Origin of the sequence: Kitasatospora sp. NPDC088160 (assembly GCF_044741445.1) — a bacterium.
GTDB lineage: Bacteria > Actinomycetota > Actinomycetes > Streptomycetales > Streptomycetaceae > Kitasatospora.
Genome location: NZ_JBIUSS010000005.1, coordinates 56,481 through 80,140, shown reverse-complemented (window position 1 = coordinate 80,140; position 23,660 = coordinate 56,481). Strand labels below are relative to the sequence as shown.

23 protein-coding genes and 4 tRNA genes are annotated in these 23,660 nt (G+C 71.5%); 13 read left to right on the top strand and 14 right to left on the bottom strand.

The genetic code is table 11. From position 1 onward, the window contains the following. Positions 1-77 precede the first annotated feature (77 nt). Together ACIOGZ_RS09130 and ACIOGZ_RS09125 are read right to left on the bottom strand one after the other, a co-directional pair. A complete protein-coding gene (locus tag ACIOGZ_RS09130; protein WP_063348346.1) occupies positions 78-278 on the bottom strand; it encodes a DUF397 domain-containing protein in 201 nt (66 codons plus the stop codon). Next, the gene (locus ACIOGZ_RS09125) at positions 275-1,126 is read right to left on the bottom strand and encodes a helix-turn-helix transcriptional regulator (RefSeq protein ID WP_363628065.1); all 852 of its coding nucleotides are present in this window, start codon (positions 1,124-1,126) and stop codon (positions 275-277) included. Before ACIOGZ_RS09125 ends, ACIOGZ_RS09130 begins: the two co-directional genes overlap by 4 nt. A gap of 309 nt (positions 1,127-1,435) precedes the next feature. Here ACIOGZ_RS09125 and ACIOGZ_RS09120 point away from each other — a divergent pair, with 309 nt between their 5' ends. Further along, positions 1,436-1,594 carry a hypothetical protein gene (locus tag ACIOGZ_RS09120; protein WP_350880619.1) on the top strand — a complete coding sequence of 53 codons (159 nt, stop codon included), beginning with the start codon at positions 1,436-1,438 and terminating at the stop codon, positions 1,592-1,594. Between the two features lie 51 nt (positions 1,595-1,645). Here the strand turns inward: ACIOGZ_RS09120 and ACIOGZ_RS09115 are convergent, their stop codons facing one another. From ACIOGZ_RS09115 to ACIOGZ_RS09105, 3 genes are all read right to left on the bottom strand, one after another. After that, positions 1,646-1,846, bottom strand: a complete 201-nt coding sequence (locus ACIOGZ_RS09115) for a DUF397 domain-containing protein (RefSeq protein ID WP_350880617.1) — start codon at positions 1,844-1,846, stop codon at positions 1,646-1,648. Between the two features lie 60 nt (positions 1,847-1,906). Next, a complete protein-coding gene (locus tag ACIOGZ_RS09110; protein ID WP_400985428.1) occupies positions 1,907-2,536 on the bottom strand; it encodes a GNAT family N-acetyltransferase in 630 nt (209 codons plus the stop codon). A 123-nt stretch (positions 2,537-2,659) separates the two neighbouring features. After that, complete coding sequence (locus tag ACIOGZ_RS09105; RefSeq protein WP_363581417.1) at positions 2,660-3,943, bottom strand: adenylosuccinate synthase; 1,284 nt, start codon at positions 3,941-3,943, stop codon at positions 2,660-2,662. A gap of 126 nt (positions 3,944-4,069) precedes the next feature. Here ACIOGZ_RS09105 and ACIOGZ_RS09100 point away from each other — a divergent pair, with 126 nt between their 5' ends. The 3 genes from ACIOGZ_RS09100 to purM all read left to right on the top strand — a co-directional run bounded on the left by ACIOGZ_RS09100 (position 4,070) and on the right by purM (position 7,915). Continuing rightward, positions 4,070-4,924, top strand: a complete 855-nt coding sequence (locus tag ACIOGZ_RS09100) for a diacylglycerol kinase (protein WP_363581415.1) — start codon at positions 4,070-4,072, stop codon at positions 4,922-4,924. 242 nt (positions 4,925-5,166) lie between these two features. Further along, positions 5,167-6,750, top strand: a complete 1,584-nt coding sequence (purF, locus tag ACIOGZ_RS09095; RefSeq protein WP_350880611.1) for an amidophosphoribosyltransferase — start codon at positions 5,167-5,169, stop codon at positions 6,748-6,750. A 79-nt stretch (positions 6,751-6,829) separates the two neighbouring features. Next, positions 6,830-7,915: a phosphoribosylformylglycinamidine cyclo-ligase gene (gene purM / locus ACIOGZ_RS09090; RefSeq protein WP_363581413.1), complete on the top strand. Its 1,086-nt coding sequence runs from the start codon at positions 6,830-6,832 to the stop codon at positions 7,913-7,915. 162 nt (positions 7,916-8,077) lie between these two features. Here purM and ACIOGZ_RS09085 read toward each other — a convergent pair whose 3' ends face one another. Both ACIOGZ_RS09085 and ACIOGZ_RS09080 read right to left on the bottom strand, forming a co-directional pair. Then, positions 8,078-8,335: a DUF3073 domain-containing protein gene (locus tag ACIOGZ_RS09085; RefSeq protein WP_063348338.1), complete on the bottom strand. Its 258-nt coding sequence runs from the start codon at positions 8,333-8,335 to the stop codon at positions 8,078-8,080. A 416-nt stretch (positions 8,336-8,751) separates the two neighbouring features. Next, a complete protein-coding gene (locus ACIOGZ_RS09080) occupies positions 8,752-9,909 on the bottom strand; it encodes a Glu/Leu/Phe/Val dehydrogenase dimerization domain-containing protein (protein WP_363581411.1) in 1,158 nt (385 codons plus the stop codon). A 199-nt stretch (positions 9,910-10,108) separates the two neighbouring features. Between ACIOGZ_RS09080 and ACIOGZ_RS09075 the strand changes: the two genes are divergently transcribed. Then, a complete protein-coding gene (locus tag ACIOGZ_RS09075) occupies positions 10,109-11,005 on the top strand; it encodes a hypothetical protein (RefSeq protein ID WP_363628068.1) in 897 nt (298 codons plus the stop codon). A 485-nt stretch (positions 11,006-11,490) separates the two neighbouring features. Further along, positions 11,491-11,697, top strand: a complete 207-nt coding sequence (gene bldC / locus ACIOGZ_RS09070) for a developmental transcriptional regulator BldC (RefSeq protein WP_014137253.1) — start codon at positions 11,491-11,493, stop codon at positions 11,695-11,697. Positions 11,698-12,054: 357 nt separating this feature from the next. On the opposite strand, the gene ACIOGZ_RS09065 is transcribed toward bldC, so the two are convergent. After that, positions 12,055-12,128, bottom strand: a tRNA-Asp gene (locus tag ACIOGZ_RS09065). Between the two features lie 118 nt (positions 12,129-12,246). After that, positions 12,247-16,233, bottom strand: coding sequence for an ATP-dependent RNA helicase HrpA (gene hrpA / locus ACIOGZ_RS09060; RefSeq protein WP_400985426.1), 3,987 nt, complete (start codon positions 16,231-16,233; stop codon positions 12,247-12,249). 187 nt (positions 16,234-16,420) lie between these two features. Between hrpA and ACIOGZ_RS09055 the strand changes: the two genes are divergently transcribed. Together ACIOGZ_RS09055 and ACIOGZ_RS09050 are read left to right on the top strand one after the other, a co-directional pair. Next, positions 16,421-16,951 carry a SigE family RNA polymerase sigma factor gene (locus ACIOGZ_RS09055; protein WP_363376868.1) on the top strand — a complete coding sequence of 177 codons (531 nt, stop codon included), beginning with the start codon at positions 16,421-16,423 and terminating at the stop codon, positions 16,949-16,951. After that, entirely contained in the window at positions 16,948-17,934 is a 987-nt protein-coding gene (locus ACIOGZ_RS09050; RefSeq protein ID WP_400985425.1) for a hypothetical protein, read from the top strand. The genes ACIOGZ_RS09055 and ACIOGZ_RS09050 overlap by 4 nt, the downstream gene beginning before the upstream one ends. Positions 17,935-18,025: 91 nt before the next feature. Here the strand turns inward: ACIOGZ_RS09050 and ACIOGZ_RS09045 are convergent, their stop codons facing one another. From ACIOGZ_RS09045 to ACIOGZ_RS09025, 5 genes are all read right to left on the bottom strand, one after another. Then, complete coding sequence (locus ACIOGZ_RS09045) at positions 18,026-18,571, bottom strand: Uma2 family endonuclease (RefSeq protein ID WP_400804484.1); 546 nt, start codon at positions 18,569-18,571, stop codon at positions 18,026-18,028. Positions 18,572-18,686: 115 nt separating this feature from the next. Continuing rightward, a tRNA-Phe gene (locus ACIOGZ_RS09040) sits at positions 18,687-18,760 on the bottom strand. A 27-nt stretch (positions 18,761-18,787) separates the two neighbouring features. Further along, positions 18,788-18,861, bottom strand: a tRNA-Asp gene (locus ACIOGZ_RS09035). Between the two features lie 55 nt (positions 18,862-18,916). After that, positions 18,917-18,989: transfer RNA gene (locus ACIOGZ_RS09030), tRNA-Glu, on the bottom strand. Between the two features lie 125 nt (positions 18,990-19,114). Next, positions 19,115-19,456: a metallopeptidase family protein gene (locus tag ACIOGZ_RS09025; protein ID WP_350880588.1), complete on the bottom strand. Its 342-nt coding sequence runs from the start codon at positions 19,454-19,456 to the stop codon at positions 19,115-19,117. Positions 19,457-19,526: 70 nt separating this feature from the next. Here ACIOGZ_RS09025 and crcB (ACIOGZ_RS09020) point away from each other — a divergent pair, with 70 nt between their 5' ends. From crcB (ACIOGZ_RS09020) to ACIOGZ_RS09000, 5 genes are all read left to right on the top strand, one after another. Further along, positions 19,527-20,018, top strand: coding sequence for a fluoride efflux transporter CrcB (gene crcB / locus ACIOGZ_RS09020; protein ID WP_400804486.1), 492 nt, complete (start codon positions 19,527-19,529; stop codon positions 20,016-20,018). Next, positions 20,015-20,365 (top strand): DUF190 domain-containing protein, encoded by a 351-nt coding sequence (locus ACIOGZ_RS09015; RefSeq protein ID WP_363581399.1) that lies wholly within the window; start codon positions 20,015-20,017, stop codon positions 20,363-20,365. The genes crcB (ACIOGZ_RS09020) and ACIOGZ_RS09015 overlap by 4 nt, the downstream gene beginning before the upstream one ends. Then, positions 20,362-20,736, top strand: a complete 375-nt coding sequence (gene crcB / locus ACIOGZ_RS09010; protein ID WP_363581397.1) for a fluoride efflux transporter CrcB — start codon at positions 20,362-20,364, stop codon at positions 20,734-20,736. The genes ACIOGZ_RS09015 and crcB (ACIOGZ_RS09010) overlap by 4 nt, the downstream gene beginning before the upstream one ends. Before the next feature lie 420 nt (positions 20,737-21,156). Next, positions 21,157-21,588 carry a hypothetical protein gene (locus ACIOGZ_RS09005; protein ID WP_400804490.1) on the top strand — a complete coding sequence of 144 codons (432 nt, stop codon included), beginning with the start codon at positions 21,157-21,159 and terminating at the stop codon, positions 21,586-21,588. Positions 21,589-21,784: 196 nt separating this feature from the next. Further along, on the top strand, positions 21,785-23,660 hold a 1,876-nt coding region (locus ACIOGZ_RS09000; RefSeq protein WP_363628070.1), incomplete at its 3' end, for a DEAD/DEAH box helicase.

The window sequence follows — 23,660 nt, the reverse complement described above, 5'->3', positions numbered from 1 at the left end:
GGGGGCGGACTCAGGGGCGGGCGCGGTTCAAGGGCGGCGCTGCTCGGGGGCGGGTGCTGCTCGGGGGCGGGTGCGACTCAGGGCCCGACGGAGTCGCTGTACCGGTCGAACTCCCCGGCCTTCACCCCGCGGACGAACGCGGCCCACTTGCGCGGCGTGGTCCGGACGACGATCTCGGGGCGGTCCGACTCGCGGATCTCCACCAGACCGTCGGCGGCTCTGATCTCGACGCACTCGTTGCTCTCGCCGCTGGACGAGGACTTCCGCCACTCAGTCATGAGAAGTCTTTCAGTAAGGCCCGGATGAAGTCCCGGGACTCGGCCGGCCCGAGGGCGACCGCGGCGGTCTCCTCCTTGATCTGTCGGTACGTCTGCAGTTCGGTGTCGGTGTGCACGAACTTCGGCCCGTTCGAGAGGTCGATCTGTACGGTGTCGAGCTCGGGAACGGGCCCGCGGGCGAGGTAGAGGCTCTCTCCGGACCCGGGAAAGGTGTCGACGCTGAACGGGATGGTCCGGATCTCCACCCCGGGCCGCTCGGAATCCTCCAGCACGCCGAGCAGCTGGTCGCGCAGCACCACCGCCCCGCCGAACTGCATGCGCAGCGCGGATTCGTGGATGTACGCGGCGTACGGCTTCGGGCGTTCGGTGAACAGCCGCTGGCGCTGGATCCGGAACGCGGTGCGGGCGTCGGCGTCCGGCTGGGGCATCGGCGGCCGGACCCGGGCGAACACCGCGGAGGCGTACGCCGAGGTCTGCAGCAGTCCGGGGATGAAGGTGGTGTGCAGGATGGCCAGCGACTCGGCGTGGTGCTCCATCTCCGCGATGTCGATGAGCCCGCCGGGCAGCCGGCCGCGGTAGCCGTCCCACCAGTACTTGCGCCGGTCCTGCGTCATCGCGAGCAGCGCGTCGAGGTAGGGGCCGTCGGCGCAGTGGCAGGTGCGGGCCCAGAGCCGGAGCCGTTCGGCGCTGATGCCGGACTTCCCGTTCTCCATCTGCGAGATCTTGGGCAGGTCGGTGCCCAGGGTGGCGGCCAGGCTCTTGGGCGTCACGCCCACGCGTTCGCGCATCTTGCGCAGCTCGATGCCAAGGCGCTGCTGACGCACGGTCGGCGACAAGCGGGGTGGCATGACTCTCTTCTCCGGATCGCGGCTCGGGTCGATGCTTCCGGTGAAGTGTGCCGTGCTCACCCGGCCCTAGCTACTGAAATGGGGGATACCCCACGATGGAGTGAACGTTCTCCCGCTCGGTAGCAAGTCTTGCACCTCGACCCTATGGTCGTTCCCGCGTCAGTCACTGACTTGTTGTGGCCTAAACAGCCGCCAATCAGCCGTAAATACACACCAGATGCATGGTCGGCACGCTCGACATCACCGACCGGAGACTGTCATGCCGCTTCCGCTGCTTCTCACCCCCGCCCACCGCATTCCCGCCACCCGGTGAACGGCCTGCTCGTCGCCGGTTTGTCCGCCCTCCTGCTCGCCGTGCTATTCGTCGGCTGGCTGGTCTGGCTGGTCAACGCCCAACCCCGCGAACCGCGTTCCGTAAAACGCGAGTTCGTCGTCCGCCATTCCTCCGCCGCCGTCGAGAAGAAATAGCGCGCGGCAGCGGTGGCCCCCCGCCGGGAGGGGGGCCACCGGAGGGTGCGGTCAGCCGTCGCCGAAGTGGTCGAATTCGCCGCGCTTCACGCCCTCGATCCAGAGCGCGAACTTCTGCGGGGTGGTGACGATGATCGCGTCGGGGCTCTCGGATTCGCGGACCTCGATCAGTCCCCGTTCGTTGACGGACACCTCCACGGAGTCGCCGCCGTCCCGGGTGCTGCTGGTGGACTTCTGCCACTGCTGGGTCATCGGTTTCCTACTCCCATCGCGGTTCCTGCCTGGCACCCTGGACAACTCCCGGGGGGCCGTTCAGGAACGGGGGCGCACGGAGGGTTGGGCACCGCGCGAAAGGCGCTCGACGAGGCGGATCCGGGCGGCGGGCCACTCGTCGGCGAGCATCGAGAAGTAGGCGGTGTCGCGCCACACGCCGGTGGCGCGCCGCTTCTCGCGGCGGTGGACGCCCTCGTACCGGGCGCCGAGGCGCAGGATCGCGTTGCGGGAGCGCTCGTTGAGCGCGTCCGTCTTCCAGTAGACCCGGCCCATGCCCAGGTCGTCGAAGGCGTGCGAGAGCAGCAGCAGCTTGGCCTCGGTGTTGACGGGCGTGCGCCAGACCGAGCGGGCGTACCAGGTGCCGCCGATCTCGACGACCTCGTCGACGAGCCTGACGTCGTAGTAGCCGGTGATGCCGACGGCCCGGCCGCTGGGGAGGTCGATCACGGCGAACTTCACCGCCGACCCGGCCGCCACCTCGGCGAGCCGGGCGTCGAGGATCGCGCCCAGTTCCTCCTCGGTCGCGGGCGGGAGGGAGGGGATCCAGCGCCAGACCTCCGGGTCGGGGCCGACGCCGGCCCACAGGTCGGGCAGGTGGTGGCGGCCGAGGGGCTCCAGGCGGACGTGGCGGCCGGTGAGGGTCACGGGCGTGGGCGGCTGTGCGGTCATGCCGGAAAGGTAGCGCCATGCTGCACTAGATGCAATGAACTTCTGCACTAGTGCAAAATCGGCGGAGCGGGCAAAGCGAAGGGCCCCGCGGGACGTCCCGCGGGGCCCTCGACCGGATCAGGCTCAGATGAACGAGTTGATCTGGATCGTCTCGTCGCGGCCCGGGCCGACGCCGATGGCGGAGATCGGCGCGCCGGACATCTCCTCCAGCGCCTTCACGTACGCCTGCGCGTTCTTCGGCAGCTCGGCGAAGGTCTTGGCCTTGCTGATGTCCTCGGTCCAGCCCGGCAGCGTCTCGTAGATCGGCTTGGCGTGGTGGAAGTCGGACTGGTTGTACGGGAGTTCCTCGACCCGCTTGCCGTCGATCTCGTACGCGACGCAGACCGGGATCTGCTCCCAGCCGGTGAGCACGTCGAGCTTGGTGAGGAAGAAGTCGGTGAGGCCGTTGACCCGGGTCGCGTAGCGCGCGATGACCGCGTCGAACCAGCCGCAGCGACGGTCACGGCCGGTGGTGACACCGCGCTCGCCGCCGATGCGGCGCAGCGCCTCGCCGTCCTCGTCCAGCAGCTCGGTCGGGAACGGGCCGGAGCCGACGCGGGTGGTGTAGGCCTTGAGGATGCCGATGACCCGGTCGATCTTGGTCGGGCCGATGCCGGCGCCGGTGCAGGCGCCGCCCGAGGTCGGGTTCGACGAGGTCACGAAGGGGTACGTGCCGTGGTCGACGTCGAGCAGGGTGCCCTGGCCGCCCTCCAGCAGGACGACCTTGTTCGCCTTGAGCGCCTGGTCCAGGACGAGGGTGGTGTCGGCGAGGAAGGGCTTGATCTTGTCCGCGTAGCCGAGGTACTCCTCGACGACCAGCTCGGCCGGGATGGCACGGCGGTTGTACAGCTTGACCAGGATCTGGTTCTTGTCGTGCAGCGCCGCCTCGATCTTCTGGCGCAGGATCGACTCGTCGAACAGGTCCTGGACCCGGATGCCGACGCGGTTGATCTTGTCCGCGTAGGTCGGGCCGATGCCGCGGCCGGTGGTGCCGATCCGGCGCTTGCCGAGGAAGCGCTCGGTGACCTTGTCCAGGGTGCGGTGGTACGGCGTGATCAGGTGGGCGTTGCCCGAGATCAGCAGCTTGGAGGTGTCGATGCCACGGTCGTTGAGGCCGCTCAGCTCGGAGAGCAGCACGCCCGGGTCGATGACGACGCCGTTGCCGATGACCGGCGTCACGTTAGGGCTGAGGATGCCGGAGGGGAGCAGGTGCAGGGCGTACTTCTGGTCGCCGATGACCACCGTGTGACCGGCGTTGTTGCCGCCCTGGTAGCGGACGACGTAGTCGACGGAGCCGCCGAGGAGGTCGGTGGCCTTCCCCTTGCCCTCGTCCCCCCACTGAGCGCCAACGAGCACGAGTGCCGGCACAGGCGTACACCCCTTCCGGTTGGGGCATCCTGCGTAGGCCGCAGTCTGCCCCGAGATAGACGAAGCCCCTGGCGCAGTAGCGCAAGGGGCTCTTGCACCGAGAGATTACCTGAGGAAGGACCGGTCGTGTCGTCCCTGTCCACGCCCGCAACCGGCGGCCCCGAGCCGCTCCTGCTGCTCCTCGACCCGGCGGCCCGGCAGACCGACGGCGAGTCGGTGCGGATCGCGAAGGACGTGCTCTGCGGAGGCGCGGACGTCAAGGTGGTCTATCCGGAGAGCCCGTCCGAACTCGACCGGGTGCTTTCGCACCGGGGTCGTCGACGCCCGGTCGTGATCGGTTCCGACCTGGCGTTGCAGCGGGTGCTCCAAGCCCTGTACCGCCAGCGTGAGCTGGGCGCGGATCCGGTGGGCATGGTTCCGGTCGGCCGGTCGGAGGAGCTGGTCGCGGCCCGCGCGCTCGGGGTGCCGGGCGAGCCGGTCCGGGCCGCGCGAGCGGTGCTGTCGGGTGCGGCGCGCAAGCTCGACCTGCTGGTGGACGACGGCGGCGGGGTGGCGCTGGGAGGGGTGCGGATCACCGGTGCCGGGACGCGGCGTCCGGCCGGCCGTACGGGTGGTTGGCGTTCGCTATGGGCGAAACTGGCTGCGGCCGAGCAGGCGAACGCACTCGCGGCGGACGGCCGGTCCTCCGCCGAGCACAACCCCCGGGTCCGGGTCGAGGCCGACGGCCGGCTGCTCGCCGACGTGCACCGGCCGGTGCGGCTGGTCCAGCTGACCCTGCCGGGCGTCGAGGCGGACGCCGCCGGCGTGCTGGAGGTGGTGATCCGCGCGCCCGGCGCCCTGGTGCGCGCCCGGGCGGAGAGCGTCTCGGTGGTCGGGCGCGGCTTCGGCTACGAGGCGGACGGCCACCCCGTCGGTCCGGTCCGCGCCCGCACCTGGACGGTACACCCGGGCGCCTGGGGCCTGTTGCTGCCCGCCGCGTGACGCCGGGGTGAACCCCGGGTGAGCAGGCTCACTTTCGCCGTCGCCCAGACTCCCGGCCCTCCGCACACGGAACGCCCCAACAGGCGCGAACCACAAGGCCAACCGCCTCCGGCCGGAATTCCCCCCACCCGAAATCCCCACCCGGTAAGGGGTTTTGTCTACGCGCGTTACCGGCCGATCGTCAGACAATCCCGGCCGCCCGGGTTCCGGAAGCCCGTGCCCGCTGCCCTAGACTCGAAGACGTGCCACGTGGTGACGGAAGACTCAACCACGATCTTCTTCCCGGTGAGAAAGGCCCCCAGGACGCTTGCGGCGTCTTCGGTGTCTGGGCTCCCGGCGAGGAGGTCGCCAAGCTCACGTTCTTCGGCCTTTACGCCCTGCAGCACCGCGGTCAGGAATCCGCGGGCATCGCAGTGAGCAACGGCTCCCAGATTCTCGTCTTCAAGGACATGGGGCTCGTGTCCCAGGTCTTCGACGAGGCCTCCCTGGGGTCGTTGCACGGGCATATCGCCGTCGGACACGCCCGCTACTCGACCACCGGGTCCTCGGTCTGGGAGAACGCCCAGCCGACCTTCCGCGCGACCGTGCACGGTTCGCTGGCCCTCGGGCACAACGGAAACCTGGTGAACACCGCCGAACTGGCGGCGATGGTCGCCGAACTGCCCGGTGAGGAGCACGTCTCCCGCTCCGGGCGGAGCGCCGCGACCAACGACACCGACCTGGTGACCGCGCTGCTCGCCGGCCACCCGGACCTCTCCATCGAGGAGACGGCCAAGGTCGTGCTGCCCAAGGTCAAGGGCGCGTTCTCGCTCGTCTTCATGGACGAGCACACCCTCTACGCCGCCCGCGACCCGCAGGGCATCCGCCCGCTGGTGCTCGGTCGGCTGGAGCGCGGCTGGGTGGTCGCCTCCGAGACGGCGGCGCTGGACATCTGCGGCGCCTCGTTCATCCGCGAGGTCGAGCCCGGCGAGCTGATCGCCGTCGACGAGAACGGCATGCGCAGCTCCCGCTTCGCCGAGGCGAAGCCCAAGGGCTGCGTGTTCGAGTACGTCTACCTGGCCCGCCCCGACACCAGCATCGCCGGGCGCAACGTGCACCTCTCCCGCGTGGAGATGGGCCGCCGCCTGGCGAAGGAGGCGCCCGTCGAGGCCGACCTGGTGATAGCGACGCCGGAGTCCGGCACCCCCGCCGCGATCGGCTACGCCGAGGCCAGCGGCATCCCGTACGGCTCCGGCCTGGTGAAGAACGCCTACGTGGGCCGCACCTTCATCCAGCCCAGCCAGACCATCCGTCAGCTCGGCATCCGGCTCAAGCTCAACCCGCTGCGCGAGGTCATCGCGGGCAAGCGCCTGGTGGTCGTCGACGACTCGATCGTCCGCGGCAACACCCAGCGCGCGCTGGTGCGGATGCTGCGCGAGGCCGGCGCCGCCGAGGTGCACATCCGGATCTCCTCGCCGCCGGTGAAGTGGCCGTGCTTCTTCGGCATCGACTTCGCCACCCGCGCGGAGCTGATCGCCAACGGGATGACCGTCGAGGAGATCGGCCGCACGCTCGGCGCGGACTCGCTCTCCTACATCTCGATCGACGGCATGATCGAGGCCACCAAGCAGCCCAAGGACAGGCTCTGCCGGGCCTGCTTCGACGGCGAGTACCCGATGGAGCTGCCGGACCCGGCACTGCTCGGCAAGCTCCTGCTGGAGGCCGAGATCAAGGGCAGCCAGCAGCCGCCGGCCGTGCGCGGCAAGCCGACCAGCGGCAGCGACCTGGACGGCGTCCAGTCGCTGCTCGGCGGGGCGGGCGCGGCCGACGCGCTGCGCCGCCCGTAACGAATCCACGGTGGGGTCCCGCGAAACGGGGCCCCACCGCTGTTCCAGCCCCCACCAGACCCGAGAGGGCCGCACCGTAGTGACCAGCAACCAGAACGGCGCCACCTACGCCGCAGCCGGCGTCGACATCGAGGCGGGCGACCGCGCCGTCGAGCTCATGAAGCAGTGGGTGAAGAAGGCGAACCGCCCCGAGGTGGTCGGCGGTCTCGGCGGCTTCGCCGGCCTCTTCGACGCGTCCGCCTTCAAGCGCTACGAGCGGCCGCTGCTGGCTTCGGCCACCGACGGCGTGGGGACCAAGGTGGCCATCGCGGCCGCCATGGACAAGCACGACACCATCGGCCACGACCTGGTCGGCATGGTCGTCGACGACCTGGTCGTGTGCGGCGCCGAGCCGCTGTTCATGACCGACTACATCTGCGTCGGCAAGGTCGTGCCGGAGCGGGTCGCCGCGATCGTCAAGGGCATCGCCGAGGGCTGCGCGCTGGCCGGCTGCGCCCTGGTCGGCGGCGAGACCGCCGAGCACCCGGGCCTGCTCGGCCCGGACGAGTACGACGTCGCGGGCGCCGGCACCGGCGTGGTCGAGGCCGACGCGCTGCTCGGCGCCGACCGCGTGCGGGCCGGCGACGTGGTGATCGCGATGGCGGCCTCGGGCCTGCACTCCAACGGCTACTCGCTGGTGCGCCACGTGCTGCTGAACGAGGCCGGCTGGAAGCTGGACCGCAAGGTCGAGGAGTTCGGCCGCACGCTCGGCGAGGAACTGCTGGAGCCGACCCGGATCTACTCGCTGGACTGCCTGGCGCTCACCCGCGCCACCGAGATCCACGCCTTCTCGCACGTCACCGGCGGCGGCCTGGCGGCCAACCTGGCCCGGGTCGTCCCGGAGGGCCTGCACGCCCGCCTGGACCGCGGCACCTGGACCCCGCTGCCGGTCTTCCAGACCGTCGCCCAGGTCGGCAAGGTGGCCACCCTGGAGATCGAGAAGACGCTCAACATGGGCGTCGGCATGGTCGCGGTCGTCCCGCCGTCCTCGGTGGACGCCGTGCTGGCGATCCTGGAGGACCGCGGCGTCGAGGCCTGGCTGCTCGGCGACATCGTCGAGCGCACCGGCGAGCACGAGGCCGGCGCGGCGCTCTACAACGCCTACGAGGGCTTCACCGCGGGCTGAGCCCGGCTGGACGACGAGAGGGCCCCTCCGGCGCACCGGAGGGGCCCTCTCGTCGTCCAGCCACCCGGGGGGCGGCGACCACCCGGTAACCATCCGGTACGCGGGAACGCCGAAGACCGGCCTGGCGCGCTGGGCGCCTGGGCCGGTCGGCGAAACTACTGGCTACGAGCGGCGAGAGGCCTGCGACGGCCCGGTGCCCGGCTCGGTGTCGTCCTCGTCGTCGAGGTCGGCATAGCGGGCGGCGTACTCGGCATACGGGTCGTCGTCCTCCTCCTCCTCGATCGGCTCCGGGTCGATCGGAGCGGTGGACGGCGATGCGCCCAGCTCGTTGGACAGACGGTTAGCGTCAAACCCGCCGCTGTTGTACTTCAGCTCGCGGGCGACCTTCGTCTGCTTGGCCTTGGCCCGGCCGCGCCCCATGGGTCGACCCCCTCAACGATGGGGCTCACGGCCCCGAGTCTGACACGTGTTCATGATCAGGACCGGCCTGCCCGAATGGGAGGACCGTCCCTTGGAGCATTAACGGTACCTGTTTCCGCCGCTGGACGGTACGTCGTCGGTGTGACGTGGCGCGCACCGACCGCACCCGAGACCAGGTCTTCCCAGGTCAGGGGAGGTTTTGCGGCGGTTTGCGCGCTGTCCGGAGGTGTCTGAGGTCCGTCGTTCCAGGACCGATTATCCCCCCAAGGGGGACCTTGGATCACCCGATCGGGCGCAGAAGTGAGAATCCGGTTCCACATCGTGATGCGCGGGGGACGGCTGGGCCCCTCCCGCCCGGGGGCGGGTCACGGGGGTGCGGCCGCCCCCCGCGCATCCGAGGTTCCGGGGGCGCCGGATCAGGCCCGGCGGGCGCCCGGCAGCAGGACCGTGCGCAGCGCGCTGATCTCGCGCATCCGCTTCTCGGCCAGGCGGTCGGCGGCGACCGCCGGCGGGACGCCGTCGGAGGCGGCCCGGGTGAAGATCTCCAGGGTGGTGTCGAAGATCCTGGTGGCCTTGTTCTTGGCCCGGTCGAAGTTGAAGCCCTCGATCTCGTCGGCGACCTGGATCACGCCGCCGGAGTTCACCAGGTAGTCCGGCGCGTAGAGGATGCCGCGGTCCGCGAGGTCCTTCTCGACGCCCGGGTGGGCCAGCTGGTTGTTGGCCGCGCCGCAGACGACCGTGGTGCCGGACTCGCCGAGCGCGGCCACCGTGTCGTCGGTCAGCGCGCCGCCCAGGGCGCAGGGGGCGTAGACGTCCAGCCGGGCCTGCAGCAGGGCGGCGGTGTCGGCGACGACCTCCACCTCCGGGTGGGCCGCGCGGACGCGGTTCACGGCGGTCTCGGAGACGTCGGTGATGACGACGGTGGCGCCGTCCGCGACGAGGTGGCCGACCAGGTAGTGGCCGACCTTGCCGACGCCCGCGACGCCGACCCGCTTCCCGCGCAGGGTCGGCTGGCCCCAGCGGGCCTGGGCGGTGGCGCGCATGCCCTGGAAGACGCCGAAGGCGGTCAGGATGGACGAGTCGCCGGCGCCGCCGTGCTCGGGCGAGCGGCCCGTCACGAACTGCGTCTCGCGCGCGATGACGTCCATGTCCTGCACGTAGGTGCCCACGTCGCAGGCGGTGATGTAGCGGCCGCGCAGGGACTCCACGAAGCGGCCGTAGGCGCGGAGCATCGCCTCGTTCTTGTCCTTGGTGGGGTCGCCGATGATGACGGCCTTGCCGCCGCCGAGGTCGAGCCCGGCCAGCGCGTTCTTGTAGGACATGCCGCGGGACAGGTTGAGCGCGTCCTCCAGGGCCGCCTCCTCGGAGGCGTACGGGAAGAAGCGGGTGCCGCCGAGGGCCGGGCCCAGCGCGGTGGAGTGGATGGCGATGATCGCCTTGAGCCCGGAGCTGCGGTCGTGGCAGAGGACGACCTGCTCGTGGCCGTCGCCGGGGGCGCCGTCCTGCTCGGTGCGGAAGATCCTGCTGAGCACTCCGGGTGCGGGGTGCGTGGCGGATGTCTGTACGTCGGTCACTGTGGTGACTCCAGTATCGAAGGCCCGCCTGCTGTGGTGCGGGCGCCTAGGGCGAAGCGTAGTCGCGGGAGCGTCGCCGATCCGCCCTCTTGTCCGAGCTTGTCCCCGCGGTCCGGGGAATGGGACGCCGGGGGTGCGCGGTGCGGGCGCGAAGGGGTTCGGGGGCGCGCCCTCCCGGGGCCGGTCGGCGCGTGCGACCATGCAGGACGTGACCGTCGTGCGCACCTCGGTACTGCCGCCCTACGCCGCCCACCTGCGGGTCTACGAGCCGCTGGCCGCCTACCCGGAGTCCGAGCGGGCGCGCTGGCAGGCCTACGCGGCGGAGCGCGGTCCGGACGCCGTCGAGGCGGCGCAGCCGGTGGCCGCGGCCGTCCTGGAGGAGCAGCGGGAGGCGCTGGCGGAGCTGGCCGCCCGGACGCCCCGGGCGCTGCCCGAGCGGGAGAGCGGGCGGGCCTACCTGCGGGTGGTGGACGGCGTGCTGTACGTCTGCCCGTGGGCGACCAGGCTGCGCAGCTGGCAGGCGCTGGAGGAGCTGCGGGCGGCCGCGCCGGTGGCGCTGCTGGACACCGCGGTGCCGCCGGTGGCCCGGGCGGCGGCGGAGGCGGACCGGGAGCGCTGGCGGGCCGGCCATCCGGACGCCCGGCCGTGGATCCTGACCAGCCGGTGGGAGGTGCCGGTGCGCTGGTTCCTGCCGTTCGGGGACGAGGACCGCTGTTTCGTGCCGGCGCAGGAGCGGGGCAAGCCGGGGCGGGCGGCGGCGCTGTTCTACCTGGTGCCGATGGCGCAGGCGCGCCGCCGGGTGGCCCGGGCCTTCCGGGCGCTGCGTGAAGAGGTGCCGGACGGGGAACTGGTCCGGGGGGCGGAACAGATCGGGCGGTGGCTGGAGGAATTCCATCCGCGCTCGCTGGTGGAGCTGGACTACGGGGGGCTGGTGCATTTGCTGGGGCCGGAGCGGCTGTTGGCGGACCGTTCGGCGGGGGAGCTGGAGGAGGGGCTCCGCGCGCTGCGGGCGGGGGACACCGCGGAGGCGCTGCGCGCGTACGGGGAACTGACGGCGCGCTGGCGGAGGGTGCTGGCGCTGCGGTACGCGAACTGACGTCCGACCACCCGTGTATGACTGTAAGAGTCCTATGGCCCGAGCTGGATGACCAAGGTCCTGGTTCGGGTCAATAGCTGTCGAACGTGACACTACTCACCGTTGACGCGAACTTACCCCTATGTGCAAAAATGGGACAACCAGCCCAACTTCACGCGGGCATGCCCACTTTTGGGTGGTTCTGGAGTCGATGCGTGCTTTGCGGGGAAACAGGGGGTCTGGTCCCCTCGTAACCAGGCGTCACGGCCGCGTGACTGCCCGTTATGGGGTGGTCCATCGCCATCCGTCGCTCTTGAACCCGTGAGGGGTCAATTTTGGCGGTTTGGTCGATAGGGCTGGACGGATGGTGTAGTTGTAGACACCAGGACAAGCCGTTCGTCCTATAACCGACTCGGCCCGTCTATGCCATTTCGGGCATCGCGGGCCAAGGTGCAGAATTTGAAGGATAGAACCGCCCTGGTTCGGTTCTCCCGAGGAGGCCGCTCATGACCGCTCGTACCCCTGATGCTGAGCCCCTGCTGACGCCGGCAGAGGTCGCCACCATGTTCCGCGTGGACCCGAAGACGGTCACTCGTTGGGCCAAGGCGGGCAAGCTGACGTCCATTCGCACGCTCGGCGGTCACCGCCGTTACCGCGAGGCGGAGGTGCGCGCTCTGCTGGCCGGGATTCCCGCTCAGCGCACTGAGGCCTGATAGGCCGAAGGCTCTTTAAAGGGGCCGCTTACCGGACTCCGCCGGGTCCGGTAAGCGGCCCCTTTGCCATGCCCGCTCGCGGTGTCCGGGTACTCGGCACAACGTACGGAATGCTGAACTCCGGATAACGATTCGATGCGCATGATGCGGGGGGGATTTACAGTTAATGGCTGTACAATTTTACATATTAAATTAGTGAGGTCTTGGTGGGGGTGGTGCGGGGGTGTTCTCGGGAAAAGATAAGTGACGACCGTCACACCGTCTGTCACTTGTGGTCTGGACCTGGTCCGGGATAAACACCGGACGCCAAAAGCGAGAGGCCCGGAACCTGACGGTTCCGGGCCTCTCGCACTGCGGCGATCCCGACGGGACTTGAACCCGCGACCTCCACCTTGACAGGGTGGCGAGCTAACCAACTGCTCCACGGGACCAGAGTTTTCTGATCTCGTTCACTCGCTTGCCGCGCTGCGAACAAGACAGATCGTAGCCCATGGTGGGCCCCCAGGTCGAACTGGCACCTGAGGGCCCCCGAGGAGGCCGCCGCCCAGCTCAGAGCGTGGCCCTGGCGGCCTCCATCGCCTTGGTGATCCGCTTCTCCGACACCGGGCTCGGCGTGCCCAGCGACTGGGCGAAGAAGCTGACCCGCAACTCCTCGATCATCCAGCGGATCGCCAGCACCTCCGCGGACGGCTGCCGGCCGGCCGGCACCGCCGCCAGCAGCTCCCCGTACTCCCGCTGCACCTGCTGGACCTTCAGCAGCTGCTGGGCGTCCCGCTGCGGGTGGTTGGGCAGCGCCTCCAGCCGGCGGTCCACCGCCAGCAGGTAGCGCTTGAGGTCCGGCAGCCGCTGCCAGCCGGTGTCCGTGACGAAGCCCGGGTGCACCAGGGAGGCCAGGTGCAGCCGGATGTCGTTCACCGCGTTCAGCAGCACCGGGCTGCTCACCGACTTCAGCCGGGTCGAGGCCTTGTGGAAGGCGATCAGTGCGGTGGCCGTCTTCAGCGTGGTGTCCGCGGACAGGTCGTACAGGTCCGCCCGCACCTTGTCGTGCAGCGTGCCGAAGGCCGCCTCGTCCCAGGCCGGTCCGCCGGCCAGGGTCATCAGCCGGTCCGTCGCACAGGCCACCACGTCCTCGAAGAGGGCGTTCACCGAGCCGTGCGGGTTGTGCGAGAGCGCCAGCTTCGCCTGGTTGCCCAGCCGGCCCTGGATCGACTTGGCCGGGGAGGTGGTGGTCAGCATCAGCAGCCGGCGGGTGCCCTCCCACATCGACCGGGTCTGCGCCTGCGGGGTGTCGAACAGCTTCACGCCGACCGACGTCCCCTCGTCCACCAGGGCCGGGTAGGCGCGCAGCGAGTGGCCGCGCGAGCGCTGCTCGAAGGTGCGCTGGAGCACGGGCAGGCCGCCCGGCCAGGCGGTCAGCCCGCCCTGCTCGATGCCCTGGCCGGAGGCCGCCGAGGACAGCGTCTCCTTGAGCTTCGGCTTGAGTCGCAGCCGCAGCTCCTCCAGGTCCTTGGACTCGGCGAGCTTGCGGCGGCCGTCCACCACCCGGAAGGTCACCTTGAGGTGGTCCGGCACCCGCTCGTCGTCCCAGGCCTCCGGCGGCACGGTGATGGCCGTCAGGCGCTTGAGGGCGTGCTCCAGGGACGGCAGCAGCGGCTCCTGGCGGTCCTCCACCGCGCGCAGCGCCGCCTTCGCGAAGTCCGGCGCCGGCACGAAGTTGCGCCGGATCGCCTTCGGCAGCGACTTGATGTACGCGGTGACCAGCTCCGTCCGCAGGCCCGGGATCTGCCAGTCGAAGCCCTCCGCGGTGACCTGGTTGAGCACCGGCAGCGGGATGTGGACGGTCACGCCGTCCGCGTCGCTGCCCGGTTCGAACTGGTAGGTCAGCTGGAAGCGCAGCTTGCCCTGCTGCCAGTGGTCCGGGTAGTCGGCCTCCGTGACGCCGTCCGCGGAGTCGTTGATCAGCATCGACTTCTCGAAGTTGAGCAGGTCCGGCTGCTCGTGCCGGGCCTTCTTCCACCAGGAGTCGAAGTGCCGGGTGGAGACCACGTCCTCCGGCAGCCGGGCGTCGTAGAACTCGAACAGGGTCTGGTCGTCGACCATGATGTCCCGGCGCCGGGCCCGGTTCTCCAGCTCCTCGACCTCGCCGAGCAGCTTGCGGTTCTCGGCGAAGAACCGGTGGTGGGTCTCCCAGTCGCCCTCGACCAGCGCGTTGCGGATGAACAGCTCGCGGCACAGCTCCGGGTCGATCCGGCCGTAGTTGACCTTGCGCTGGGCGACGACCGGCATCCCGTAGAGCGTCACCCGCTCGTACGCCAGGACGGCTCCGGCCTTCTTCTCCCAGTGCGGCTCGCTGTACGTCCGCTTGATCAGGTGGCCGGCCAGCGGCTCCACCCACTCCGGCTCGATCTTGGCGTTGATCCGCGCCCACAGCCGGGACGTCTCCACCAGCTCGGCCGACATCACCCAGCGCGGCGGCTTCTTGAACAGGCCCGAGCCCGGGAACACCGCGAACCGGGCGCCGCGCGCGCCGCCGTACTCGCGCTTCTCCACGTCGAACAGGCCGATGTGGGAGAGCAGGCCGGCCAGCAGCGACTGGTGGATCCGGTCGGCGTCCGGCTCGGCGTCCTCGTGCGGCTCCTCGATGGTGACGCCCAACTGCTTGGCGACCGTGCGCAGCTGGGTGTAGATGTCCTGCCACTCCCGTATCCGCAGGTAGTTGAGGAACTCCGCCTTGCACATCCGGCGGAAGGCCGAGGAGGACAGCTCGCGCTGCTGCTCCCGGACGTAGCGCCACATCGCCAGGTAGGACAGGAAGTCGGAGGTCTCCGAGTTGAACCGGCGGTGCCGTTCGTCGGCGGCCTGGCGCTTCTCGGCGGGGCGCTCGCGCGGGTCCTGGATGGACAGCGCGGCGGCGATCACCATCACGTCGCGCACGCAGCCGTTCTTGTCGGCCTCCAGCACCATCCGGGCCATCCGCGGGTCCACCGGGAGCTGGGCCAGCTGGCGGCCGAGCGCGGTGAGGCGCTTGCGCGGGTCCTTCTCGTCCGGGTCCAGCGCGCCCAGCTCGTGCAGCAGGTGCACGCCGTCCTTGATGTTGCGGGAGTCCGGCGGGTCCAGGAACGGGAAGGCGGCGATGTCGCCGAGGCCCGCCGCCGTCATCTGCAGGATCACCGAGGCCAGGTTGGTGCGCAGGATCTCGGCGTCGGTGAACTCGGGGCGGGAGAGGAAGTCCTCCTCCGAGTACAGCCGGATGCAGATGCCGTCGGAGGTGCGGCCGCAGCGGCCCTTGCGCTGGTTGGCGCTGGCCTGGCTGATCGCCTCGATCGGCAGCCGCTGCACCTTGGTGCGGTGGCTGTAGCGGGAGATCCGGGCGGTGCCCGGGTCGATCACGTACTTGATGCCGGGGACGGTGAGGCTGGTCTCGGCGACGTTGGTGGCGAGGACGATCCGGCGGCTGCCGGAGCGCTGGAACACCCGGTGCTGCTCGGCCGAGCTCAGCCGGGCGTACAGCGGCAGGACCTCGGTGGACTTGAGTTTCAGCTTGTCCAGGGCATCGGCGGTGTCGCGGATCTCGCGCTCGCCGGAGAGGAAGACCAGGATGTCGCCCGGGCCCTCGGCCTGGAGCTCCTGGGCCGCTTCGCAGATCGCCTGGATCTGGTCCCGGTCGCGGTCGGCGTCCGTCGCGTCGTCGTCCTCGTCCAGGTCGTCGACGAGCGGGCGGTAGCGGACCTCCACCGGGTAGGTGCGGCCGGAGACCTCGATGATCGGGGCGTCGTCGAAGTGCCGGGCGAAGCGCTGCGGGTCGATGGTCGCGGAGGTGATCACGACCTTGAGGTCCGGGCGGCGCGGGAGCAACTGCTTGACGTAGCCGAGGATGAAGTCGATGTTGAGGCTGCGTTCGTGCGCCTCGTCGATGATCAGGGTGTCGTACTGGAGCAGTTCGCGGTCGGTCTGGATCTCCGCGAGCAGGATGCCGTCCGTCATCAGCTTGACCAGGGTGTCCTGGCCGACCTGGTCGGTGAACCGGACCTTCCAGCCGACCGCCTCGCCCAGCGGGCTGCGCAGCTCCTCCGCGACCCGCTCGGCGACCGTACGGGCGGCGATCCGGCGCGGCTGGGTGTGGCCGACCAGACCGCGCACGCCGCGGCCCAGCTCCAGACAGATCTTCGGGATCTGGGTGGTCTTGCCGGAGCCGGTCTCACCCGCGACGATCACCACCTGGTGGTCCCGGATGGCCGCCAGGATCTCGTCCTTCTTCTGGCTGACCGGCAGCTCGGCGGGATAGCTGATCGGCGGGACGGCACCGCGGCGCTGCTCGACCAGCAGCTCGGCGCGGTCGATGTCGGCGGCGATCTGGGCGGCGACCTTCTGCCGGGCCTCGGGCTTGCGGACCCGACGGGCCCCCTCCAGTCGGCGCCCGATCCGCACCTGGTCGCGCAGGGTCAGCTCGGGCAGGCGGGCGGCCAGCTCACCGATACCGGAACCCTCGGCGGGTGCGGGGGCGGACTGGACTGCGGGAGAACTCACTGCGGGCATCCCTCTAGGTTCGCAAGGAGGCACGGCGGCGCGCACCTCGGTTTTCGAGCCTCTCCAGTGTCACAGCCCCCGGCGGCCGAGCGCGAACGGCGGGTCCGGGTGCCGGTGACGTCGGGCCGGGCGGCTTCGGGCCGGGCCAGGCAACGGTTCGCGGCGGTTTCGGGCTCTGGGGGTTGAGGAGGTGCTCATGGGAGCCCAGAAGACCGCGAGGGACGAGGAGTTCCGCGCGTTCACCGGCAGCGCGTGGACGCGGCTGCTCAGGACGGCGTACCTGCTCGCGGGGGACCGGCACACCGCCGAGGACCTGGTCCAGCAGGCCCTGGAGCGGGCGTACGTCGCCTGGAGCCGGGTCCGGGCGGCCGACGACCCGCACGCCTACGTGCGCCGGATCCTGATCAACGAGCACGCCCGCCGGTTCCGCCGCCGAGCGGCCGAGGAACTGGTCACCGCCGTGCCCGACCGGGCCGCACCCGAGGGCCCCGACGGCTACGCGCGGCTGGACGAACGGGCGGCGCTGCTCACGGCCCTCGGCACGCTGCCGCCCCGGCAGCGGCAGGCCGTCGTGCTGCGGTACTGGGAGGACCTCACCGAGACCCAGACCGCCGCGGCGATGGGCTGCTCGGTCGGGACGGTGAAGAGCCAGGCGGCCAGGGGCCTGGCCAAGCTGCGGGAGGCCTCCTCACTCAACGGGCTGGCGAGCATCGGAGGCGGAAGATGAGCAACGAGGGCAACGTGGGGGCCATGGGGAACGTGGACGGCGAGGACAGGGCCGGGGCGGGGTCCGAGGCCTCGGCGGCGCGGGTCCTGGGCGAGCTGGCCGGAAGCGTCGAGATCGGGGCCGTCCCGTACGACCGGCTGGTTGCCGGGGGGCGGCGCCGGCTGCGGCGCCGGCGGCTGCTGACCAGCGGGGCGGTGGCGGCGCTGGTCGCGGCGGCCGTCGTCGGGGGGACGGCACTCGGCGGGCTCGGGCTCGGGCTCGGGCGGGGGCCGGGAGACGCGGCCGACGCGGGGGCGGTGGTGGCGGACGCCCGGACCGTCACCACCGCCGAGGCCGCCGCAGGCACCGCAGGCACCGCGGGCACCGCCACGACACCGACCGCTCCCGCGCGGGATCCGTTCACCCCGGTCCGGGTCGTGGTCGGCCAGGGCACCACGAACGGCAGGCAGTGGCAGGCGTGGGCCGCGTTCTGGCCGGCGGCCGCCACCAAGGAGGACGCCTTCCGCCAGGCCCGGCTGATCTGGGCGGACCGGCACGCGGCCATCCCGCAACTGCCGGAGACCACCCGGGCGGACATCGACCGGAGCTGGCACCCGGACGTGGACCTGGTGAACCTCTACGCCACCGTGGACGGGCAGCGCCAGGTCGACGACGCGATGCACGACACCCCCGCCCCGGGGACGCCGGACGGGGCGATCATCGACCGGGCCACCTCCGGAGGGGGGACGATGCTCGGGCTCAAGGGCGGGGAGCTGGGCGCCTCACCGGTGGTGATCGCCGGGGTCCGGCCCCAGGTCGCGAAGGTCGTGGTCACCTGGGACACCGGCGGCGTCAGCGCGTCGGTGCCGGTCGCCCTCGGCGACTCCCCGACGCACTGGTACGCGATCGCCAAGAAGCCGGGCGCCCAGGCCCGCACGTTCACGTACTACGCGGCGGACGGCTCCGTGCTGGGCACCGACGCCAGCTGGTTCCGCTCCTACTGAACCCGCCCGGCGCTGTGCGGCCTCGGCGCCGCCCGCGCGACCGGCCCACCTCCCCCTCGGGTCAGCCCGCCCGAGGGGGAGCCGCCCGGGATCAGTAGGGCAGCAGGTCGCCGGTGACCAGCTCGAACCCGAAGGGCTCCGGAACGCGCAGCGTCTCGCCGAACGCGATGTCCTCGCGCCGGTGGTACCGGGTGCCGTCCGGCCTGCTGAAGAGGGTGACGGTCTTCTCCCGCGCGTCGACCAGGAGGTACAGCGGGATCCCCATCAGCGGGTAGTCCCGCACCTTCCCGACCCAGTCGTTCTCGGGGTTGGAGGGCGAGACCAGCTCGACCGCGATCGCGGCCAGCTCGGCGGGCACCTGGTTGTCGGTGGTGGCCAGCGCGTCGTCCGGAAGGTACGTCAGGTCGGGATTGCGGCTCTTGCCGACGTTGGGCGAGACCAGATCGGTGTTCTCGCTCGGCAGCAGCCCGGCCGGGGTGTGGGCGTCGAACTGCCGGCGCACCACCAGCAGGTTGCGCTGGTGGATCCCCGAGGGGCTCACCATCATGGTGATGGTGTCGCCGGAGAGCTCCACCTTGAAGCCGTCGGGCAGGCTCCTGCGGGCTTCTTCCAGGAGCTCGAAGTGTTCCGGGGCCATGAGTGCGACGCCTCCCGAACCGAATCCACCGGTATCCGGCAGCCAGCGTAGTCGGCGTCCGACCCCCGGGACGGCGGAAGCCCCGCAGCGATCACGCTGCGGGGCTTCCGATCTGTGGCCAGGGCCGGGGTCGAACCGGCGACCTTCCGCTTTTCAGGCGGACGCTCGTACCAACTGAGCTACCTGGCCGTACTACACCGTCTCTTGCGAGACGAGCGATCCCGACGGGACTTGAACCCGCGACCTCCACCTTGACAGGGTGGCGAGCTAACCAACTGCTCCACGGGACCTTGTAGTGGTTTCCCACTAAGGTCTTGCGGCACTGCTTTTTACTACGGTACTGCGTGCCCCCAACGGGATTCGAACCCGTGCTACCGCCTTGAAAGGGCGGCGTCCTGGGCCACTAGACGATGAGGGCTTGCGGCCTGTCCCGCTGTTTCCAGCGTTCGGGGACGTCGAGAAGCATATGGGATGCAGGGCGGATCGCCAAAACGGGTTTCGGCCGGGTGGGTGGGGGCCGTCCGAGGGCCGCCCGGGGCGGGGTCAGGACCAGCCGAGTTCGTCGAGTTCGTGGTCGTCGAAGCCGAAGTGGTGGGCGACCTCGTGGATGACCGTGGTGCGGACTTCGGCGACGACCTGGTCGTGGGTCTCGCAGTGCCGGAGGGTGGGGCCGCGGTAGATGAGGATCCGGTCGGGCAGGACGCCCGCGTACCACTCGCCGCGTTCGGTGAGCGGGGTGCCCTCGTAGAGGCCGAGGAGTTCCGGGTCGGCGGGGTCGGGCTCGTCCTCGACGAAGACGGCGACGTTGTCCATCATGGCCGCGAGCTGCGGGGGAATCTGGTCGAGGGCGTCGCTGACCAGCGTCTCGAACTCTTCCCGGGTCATCTCCACCGGTTCATTGTCGGGTCTGGAGTGACGCTGTGCCAGACGGCGGAAGCCGGTGTTTGATGGGGTTATGGCGACCTCGGACGGCACGGTGGACGGCCCGGCGCGGACCCGGCCGGTGGGCGACGGGACGGCCACCCGGAGACGGCCGCCGGTGTGGCGCGGGCAGGGGCCGGCCGTGGCCGTGATCGCGGTGGGCGGGGCGATCGGGGCGGTGGCCCGGTACGGCGCCGGGCTGGCCTGGGCGAACGGGCCGGCGGCGTTCCCGTGGACGACGCTGCTGATCAACGTGGTCGGGTGCGCGGTGATCGGGGTGTTCCTGGTGGTGATCACCGAGGGGCGTCCGGCGCACCCGTTGCTGCGGCCGTTCTTCGGCACCGGGGTGCTGGGCGGCTTCACCACCTTCTCGACGTACGCGGTGGACATCCGGCGGCTGGTGGAGGAGGGGCGGCTCGGGCTCGGGCTGGCGTACCTGGGGCTGACGCTGCTGGGCGCGCTCGGCGCGGTGTGGGCGGCGGCCGCGCTGACGCGCCGTCTGATCGCCCGCGGGGGCGTGCAGTGAGCAGGTTGAGCGGGCCGGCGCTGCGGCTGACCGTGCTGGTGGGGGAGAACGACCGCTGGCACCACCGGCCGCTGTACAGCGAGATCGTGCACCGGGCGCGGGCGGCGGGGCTGGCCGGGGCGAGCGTGTTCCGGGGGATCGAGGGGTTCGGGGCGTCGTCGCTGGTGCACACGGCGCGGCTGCTGTCGCTGAGCGAGGACCTGCCGGTGGCGGTGGTGATCGTGGACGAGGAGGAGCGGGTGCGGGCGTTCCTGCCGCAGTTGGACGGGCTGGTGGCGGAGGGTCTGGTGCTGCTGGACCGCTGCGAAGTGGTCAGGTACGTGGGGCGGGAAGAGGCTTCGGGGTGAACTGGCTGCTGGTGGTGGCGGGCGCGGTGGTCGGCGCGCCGCTGCGGTACCTGACCGACCGGGCCGTGCAGGCCCGGCACGACTCGGTGTTCCCCTGGGGGACGTTCGCGGTGAACGTGGTCGGCTGCCTGGTGCTCGGCCTGGTGACCGGGGCGGTGGCGGCGGGGGCCGCGTCCCCGCACGTCCAGGTGCTGCTGGGGACGGGGCTGTGCGGGGCGCTGACCACGTACTCGACCTTCTCGTACGAGACGCTGCGGCTGGTCGAGACCGGGGCGGGGCGGTACGCGCTGGCGAACGTGGCGGGCAGCGTGGTGGCGGGGCTGGCCGCGGTGTACGCGGGGGCGGGGCTGGCCTCGGCGTTCTGGGGCTGAGCGTCTGCCGGCCTGCCCGTCTGCCGGTCTGCTCGCCTGCCGGTTCGGCGGGCTGTGGCGGATGCGGCCCGGACGCTTCCTGGCGCGCTGCCCGTGTCCCGTCGGGGCGGGCGCGCGTTGGGCACCGAAAAGCGGCCGCGCGAGCAGTGGGCGGCCCGGGTGGGGCGGTGGAGAGGGATCTCGGTGGCTTCGGTGCGGGCGGTTCGGGCGGTGGTGCGTACGGCTTCGGTGCTGGCGGTGGCCGGGCTGGGGTTGACGGGGTGCATGTCGGTCGGTCCTGAGGCGGAGGTGAAGCACGGGGTGGCGCCGGTCGGGCAGGCCGGTCCGGCGGGCAAGCCGGGGGTGACGAGCGGGCCGTCGGCCTCGCCGAGCGGCGCGCATCCGGGGAGTGCGTCCGGGCGCCCGGAGCGTTCGGGGGGCTTGCAGAGCGAGAACGCGCCGGCCGGGGTGACGGCTGCGGCGGCGGGCGAGGTGGCACCCGGCGCGAACGGCGCGGCCGCCGGCGTGGTCCCGGTGCCGGGGGCGCCCGCCGTGGACGCCGCGCCGGCCGGCACCGGCGCGAACGGTTCGGCGGGGGGCGTGAGTGCCAGCCCCGCGCCCCGGCCGGGCGGCGGTGCGTCGGCCGGTACCGGTGGTGCGGCGGGCACCGGGGGCGCGGGCGGGGCGGGCGGCACCGGTGAGGGCCGCTCCGGCGGCACGGCGGGCACGCCGTCGGCCACGCCGAGCAGCCACCCCTCGACGTCCCCCGAGCCCGAGCACAGCTCACCCGCCGCGACCGTCCCACCGACCACGGAGCCCTCGGCCGGCAACTCCGGTTCCTCGGCCCCGAGCCCGCATGCGGGTGGGCATTAGCGGTCTGGCCAGGGCATTTGCCTCTGATCCCGAGGTTCGTCTATGGTGGTAGATCGTTCGTTTGATTCATTTGACTGGCGCCCTATTCCCATCTGGCGCCCTTGGCGCGTTCCGGCGATCCGTGGCTGACCGCATAGAGGCGGTTGTGAAACAGAACCCCCGGACTTTGGCGCGTGCCACTTCCGGAAGGTTTTACATGTCTCTCGTTGACGACGCCCGCTTCGCCATGCCCGCGAGCGAGGCCGCCGCCGATGTCACCGACACCGCCGACACCCTCACCGACGCCGTCGAGGCCGTCGAGCCCACCGACGCCGACGCCGACGTCGAGCTGAACGCCGACGCCGTCGAGGCCGAGGAGGCCGTCGAGGCCGCCGAGCCCACCATCACCTTCGGCGACCTGGGCCTGCACGACGACGTCGTGCGCGCCCTCGCCAAGCGCGGTGTCACCACCCCGTTCCCGATCCAGGCCGCGACCATCCCGGACGCCCTGGCCGGCAAGGACGTGCTGGGCCGTGGCCGCACCGGCTCCGGCAAGACCCTCAGCTTCGGCCTGCCGCTGCTGACCCGCCTCGCCGACGGCGAGCGCACCAAGCCCAAGCACCCGCGCGGCCTGATCCTCGTCCCGACCCGCGAGCTGGCCATGCAGGTGGCCGACGCCCTGGAGCCGTTCGGCTCGGTGCTCGGCCTCAAGCTCAAGGTCGTCTGCGGCGGCACCTCGATGTCGAACCAGATCTACGCGCTGGAGCGCGGCGTCGACGTCCTGGTCGCCACCCCCGGCCGTCTGCGCGACCTGCTGAACCGCGGCAGCGCCAAGCTGGCCGACGTCCGGACCGTCGTGCTCGACGAGGCCGACCAGATGGCCGACATGGGCTTCCTGCCCGAGGTCACCGAGATCCTCGACCAGGTGCCGGCCGGTGGCCAGCGCCTGCTGTTCTCCGCCACCCTGGAGAACGAGATCGACACTCTGGTCAAGCGCTACCTGAAGAACCCGGTCACCCACGAGGTCGACCCGTCGGCCGGCGCGGTCACCACCATGACCCACCACATCCTCGTGGTGAAGCCCAAGGACAAGGCGCCGATCACCAACGCGATCGCCGCCCGCAAGGGCCGCACGATCATCTTCGTCCGCACCCAGATGGGCGCCGACCGCGTCGCCGAGCAGCTCATCGAGGCCGGCGTGAAGGCCGACGCGCTGCACGGCGGGATGACCCAGGGCGCCCGTACCCGCGTCCTCGGCGACTTCAAGGACGGCTACGTCAACGTCGTCGTCGCCACCGACGTCGCCGCCCGCGGCATCCACGTCGACGGCATCGACCTGGTCCTCAACGTGGACCCGGCCGGCGACCACAAGGACTACCTGCACCGCTCCGGCCGCACCGCCCGGGCCGGGCGCTCCGGCGCCGTCGTCACCCTGGTGCTGCCGCACCAGCGCCGCGGCGTCTTCCGCCTGATGGAGGACGCGGGCGTCGACGCCTCGCGCCACATCCTCGACCACGCCTTCGACGCCGAGGTCGCCAAGATCACCGGCGCCCGTTCGCTGATCGAGGTCCAGGCCGAGAGCGCGGCCGGCATCGCCGGTGCCGCCGAGCGCGAGCTCGCCGACATGACCCGCCAGCTGGAGCGCGCGCAGCGCCGCACCACCGAGCTGCGCGAGGAGGCCGACCGCCTGGCCGCGCGGGCCGCCCGCGAGCGGGCCGAGCTGGGCATCGAGGACGAGGCCCCGGCCGCCGAGGCGGGCGACGAGGCCGCTGCGGAGACCCCGGCCACCGAGGCGCCGGCTCCGGCCGCCGCGCCGCAGGCCGAGGAGCGCACGCCGTCGTACCGCGAGGCGCGCACCGAGCGTCCGGCCTTCGGCCGTGACCGTGACCGCGATGACCGTGGTGGCCGTTCCGGTGGCTTCAACCGTGACCGTGACGACCGTGGTGGCCGTTCCTTCGGTGACCGTGACGACCGCGGCGCCCGTTCCGGTGGCTTCAACCGCGATGACCGTGGTGGCCGTTCCGGTGGCTTCAACCGTGACCGTGACGACCGTGGTGGCCGTTCCTTCGGTGACCGTGACGACCGCGGCGCCC

Bases quoted from the DNA above. Each gene is read 5' to 3' on its own strand.
- ACIOGZ_RS09130 (WP_063348346.1), bottom strand. From the start codon at position 278: ATGACTGAGTGGCGGAAGTCCTCGTCCAGCGGCGAGAGCAACGAGTGC.
- ACIOGZ_RS09125 (WP_363628065.1), bottom strand. From the start codon at position 1,126: ATGCCACCCCGCTTGTCGCCGACCGTGCGTCAGCAGCGCCTTGGCATC.
- ACIOGZ_RS09115 (WP_350880617.1), bottom strand. From the start codon at position 1,846: ATGACCCAGCAGTGGCAGAAGTCCACCAGCAGCACCCGGGACGGCGGC.
- ACIOGZ_RS09110 (WP_400985428.1), bottom strand. From the start codon at position 2,536: ATGACCGCACAGCCGCCCACGCCCGTGACCCTCACCGGCCGCCACGTC.
- ACIOGZ_RS09085 (WP_063348338.1), bottom strand. From the start codon at position 8,335: ATGGGGCGCGGCCGGGCCAAGGCCAAGCAGACGAAGGTCGCCCGCGAG.
- ACIOGZ_RS09075 (WP_363628068.1), top strand. From the start codon at position 10,109: ATGCAGGACGTGACCGTCGTGCGCACCTCGGTACTGCCGCCCTACGCC.
- bldC (WP_014137253.1), top strand. From the start codon at position 11,491: ATGACCGCTCGTACCCCTGATGCTGAGCCCCTGCTGACGCCGGCAGAG.
- hrpA (WP_400985426.1), bottom strand. From the start codon at position 16,233: ATGCCCGCAGTGAGTTCTCCCGCAGTCCAGTCCGCCCCCGCACCCGCC.
- ACIOGZ_RS09055 (WP_363376868.1), top strand. From the start codon at position 16,421: ATGGGAGCCCAGAAGACCGCGAGGGACGAGGAGTTCCGCGCGTTCACC.
- ACIOGZ_RS09050 (WP_400985425.1), top strand. From the start codon at position 16,948: ATGAGCAACGAGGGCAACGTGGGGGCCATGGGGAACGTGGACGGCGAG.
- ACIOGZ_RS09045 (WP_400804484.1), bottom strand. From the start codon at position 18,571: ATGGCCCCGGAACACTTCGAGCTCCTGGAAGAAGCCCGCAGGAGCCTG.
- ACIOGZ_RS09025 (WP_350880588.1), bottom strand. From the start codon at position 19,456: ATGACCCGGGAAGAGTTCGAGACGCTGGTCAGCGACGCCCTCGACCAG.
- crcB (WP_400804486.1), top strand. From the start codon at position 19,527: ATGGCGACCTCGGACGGCACGGTGGACGGCCCGGCGCGGACCCGGCCG.